Source organism: Candidatus Phytoplasma sp. AldY-WA1 (genome assembly GCF_020312115.2).
In the GTDB taxonomy this organism is placed as follows: domain Bacteria; phylum Bacillota_I; class Bacilli_A; order Acholeplasmatales; family Acholeplasmataceae; genus Phytoplasma; species Phytoplasma vitis.
This window is the reverse complement of sequence record NZ_JAHRHX020000058.1, coordinates 1-3,724: the sequence shown is the minus strand read 5'-3', so window position 1 is coordinate 3,724 and position 3,724 is coordinate 1. Positions and strand designations below refer to the sequence as shown.

3 protein-coding genes are annotated in these 3,724 nt (G+C 24.1%); all 3 read right to left on the bottom strand.

The genetic code is table 11. From position 1 onward, the window contains the following. The coding region (locus KTO59_RS03740; RefSeq protein ID WP_284928708.1) for a hypothetical protein at positions 1–493 on the bottom strand (493 nt) is incomplete at its 3' end. A 500-nt stretch (positions 494–993) separates the two neighbouring features. After that, the gene (locus KTO59_RS03735) at positions 994–2,145 is read right to left on the bottom strand and encodes a hypothetical protein (protein WP_284928707.1); all 1,152 of its coding nucleotides are present in this window, start codon (positions 2,143–2,145) and stop codon (positions 994–996) included. Positions 2,146–2,230: 85 nt separating this feature from the next. Then, on the bottom strand, positions 2,231–3,724 hold a 1,494-nt coding region (locus KTO59_RS03730), incomplete at its 5' end, for a hypothetical protein (protein WP_284928706.1).

Sequence of the window (3,724 nt, the reverse complement as noted above, 5' to 3'; positions counted from 1 at the left end):
GTGGCGTAACAAATTGGGATTGAGAACTAAACATTGCAATAGCATTTTCTTTAGTTTTTTTCATATAATCTTTATTTATTCTAATTTGTTTTTTTTTCATTTGTTTTTTTTCCATATAATCTTTTTTAGTTTTGTTAATTTGTTCCAATTCTTTTATTTTTCTATCTCGGAGAATTTCTTTATTTCCGACATTAGTTTTGTCAATTTGTTCCAATTCTTTTATTTTTATATTTCGGAGAATTTCTTTATTTCCGACAGATGTATAATTATTTTTTAGATATTCCGCCAATTTTTTTCCAACTGTATTTTCGACTATATTCCAATTTTCTTTATTCAAATTATCCATCATTTCATGATATTCTTTATTCGATAATTTTCCTTTCAATAGATTATTTAATCGGTCACATGTTTCTTTTATTTCTGAAGGTTCTATTTTTATTGATTCTCCTTGATCTTGCCATTTCTTAAGTTGTTCTGATAAAAAATTATTCAAACGTTTATTTGATGCACCACCGTCGTATTTAATTTCACCTATATCCCAATCGCATTTTACATGTACAGAAGAATGAGTATCAGAATTATTAATGTCATAAATTTCTTTAAGAAAGTAAAGTTTTATTCTAGAAACATTGTTACTATCAAATTCTTGTTTAATTTTGACTTCTTTTTTTTTACATTCTTCTAAATATTTTGTATTAGATGATTCATATTCTTCTTTTTTTTTTTCATGATTTAAAATATTTTCTTCTAATTGCGATTCTAAATTATTTAATTCTTGTTCTTTTAATTGTGATTTTGCATTATTTAATTCTTGTTCTTTAACAGAAATAGTTTGGTTTAACGATAATATTTTCTTCTTGAATTATTTTTGTTTTCTAATTGTAATTTTAAATTATTTAATTCTCCTTCTTTAGAAGAAATAGTTGCGTTTAACGATGATATTGTTTCTGTAATTTTTGAATTATTTTTTTTCTAATTGTGGTTTTAAATTATTTAATTCTTGTTTTTAACAGAAATAGTTGCGTTTAACGATGATATTTTTTCTGTAATTTCTGAATTTTTTTTTTCATTTTCATCAACTATCGACTTTAAACTTATTAAATTTCGGTCAAATTCGTCGTCAAATTTGTTTTCAATTCTTTTTTTCCAAGAAGAATGATACAAATAATCCATTAAATCTTGATATTTTTTATATTCTTTATATTCTTTATATTCTTTATATTTAACTTCTTGATATTTAACTTCTTGATTAATAATACGATCCCAAATAAGAAATTCATTATTCTTTTTAAAGACTAGCCAAATAGGATTTGACAAAATTTTAAGATCTGAACTTGAAATAAATTCAAAATCACAATTTGTTTTAGATATATTTTCAAATAAATAAACAGGATAATTATCTTCATCAGTAATATCTAATTCACATTTTAATCTAATTTCTTTATTTTCTAATTTATTATATTTTTCCAGTAATTCATCACATCTTTCCGAATATAATTTTTCATTTTCATATGTTTCCTGATATAATTTTTTAGTTTTAATTTCTATTTGGATATCATATTTCCATTCTTTTAAATCTATTTTAAAAAAAGAAAAATCTCTTGTTTGTCGTTCTAATATCTTTTTATCCATATCGATTTTATAAAAAGTTAGAGGTTTAGATAAATTTTTAAATTCATTAAAAGAATCATTTGTGCCACTTTTGCGATAATAACATTTAATATCAAATAAATCAGTTAAAGGATTATTATCTGAATCGAAAATACTTGTATTTAAATGGCAAACGAATAATTTGTCTTCTAACGTTTTTTGTTTTTTATCTAACTCTTCCAACAAATCTTTATCTTCAAAAGTTAATTTATAAAAATATTTTCTTTCCTCTTTAGTTTTTTCTATATCATCTAAATCGGAAATATCGAAAGTTAATTTAGCTGGCGAGTCTGGCCGAGTGTAATTTATTATTATTTGATCTGGCAAGTGCAATTTAGTATTATTTGATTTAGAATTCATTGTTTTTGTAAAAGAAGGATTTTTTTGCGAAGTTTTAAGAACTTTAGCTTTAACTAAATATAAAGGGGTAACCCGGACAAGAATAATTATAAAAATTAAAAAAAAGAGATTTTGAATTTTTCTTTCTAAAAACATTTTAATAAGCCTCTGTTTTTTGTATATTATAAATATTTTTTGAATAAAATAATTTATTATTTAAAATTAATATTATGAATTTCAACTATGCGATGTTTTCATTGTTTTCTTTATTTTTTTGTGTTATTGATTGTTTAGCTCTAACAGTAATTCTTTGTCCAGAACCTCCTTCTCCTGTACCTGCTTTAGAATTATTAAGTTGCATATCTTTTAATTTAGTTCCTTTATATCCTGTTGCTAAAGTATGAGATTTGCCATTGTTATCAACTAAAGTATAAGTGATTTGTGTAAATAAAGTTAATTCGTGAGTTTCATTAGTATAAAGTTTTTTTAGTGATCCAGAATTTATTCTTTGGGAATTTTCAACTTCGGTAAAAAAATCATCATTTAAACTCATTTCGTTCCAAAAATTAATCAAAATAAGAGTTTCTATTTTGTCATAATTATTTGGAACTGGTTGATCGTTTTTAGTAATTAATTTTGGATATTTAAAGTGTGAGAAATCTGTTGGATGTGTTATATTTTTACTTGAATCTCCATAAATATAATATTGTTTTGTACTTGAGTCACTACTATTATATATTTCCTTAGGACTAGGAATTTTAGAAGTTTTAGAATCTGGTTTTGGTTGTACTTCTCTTTTTTGAGAAGTAGTATATTTACTAGTATATTCAAATAATTCTATATTATAGTTAGTTGGGATATAAGTTTGATTTGGATTTTGCATGTCGTTTAACTCTTCGGTTGTGAACTTATCATTTCTCGGGTAATAATATCCGCCGCCGTTGTTATTATATAATACTTTTGCTTGGATTTTATTTGGGATTGAATTTTCTAAGTTCTGATTTAACCAATCATGTTTATATTTTATTTTTCTCGAATTTGAATCATAAAATTGATTATCAAAAACAACATAAGAACCGAAAAAATTTTTATAATCTTTTGGTTTTACTTGGTATTCATATTTAGAATAATTCACAACATAATTATACGGAACATATAAGTTTACAATATCTGTATCTGAGATATGATTTAAATCTATTGTTCCGTTTAAATTATTTAACTCTTCGGTTGTGAAATTACCATCTTTCGGGAGATAACACATTTTGTTACCATTTTTCTCCCTATATAATAATTTTACTTTGATTGGATCTCCTAATTCTCCGTATTCAAAACCACCCACATCTAAAAGTTTTTTACGATCGTCTTCATTAAATCTTATCGGTTCTGTATCTTGTAATTCAACCGGTATTAAATAAAACTTTACCTCAACATCAATATTAGCTTCATTTTTGATTTTTGGTTCAAAGATTTTAAGATCAAGACCTTCTTTTAAAAATACTCTATGTAAAATTTGAGATTCACAACCTTCATTTAGGTTTGAATCAGGTTCTCTCATAGCGCCATTTCGAGATATTAAAGATGTAGGTCTATTTGGTAAATGGTCAATTGTTAAATCTTTAGCATCTATAAAATTATCCCCACTAAAACCCTGTGATAATTTCGTTGAATGTTTTTTTGTATTATAAATAAATAAGAATTTAAAAGGATTTTGAACGCCAGCTGTATTTGCTAAAAT

What these genes read in the sequence shown, in the direction of transcription:
- KTO59_RS03735 (WP_284928707.1), bottom strand. Translation starts at nt 2,145, where the DNA reads ATGTTTTTAGAAAGAAAAATTCAAAATCTCTTTTTTTTAATTTTTATA.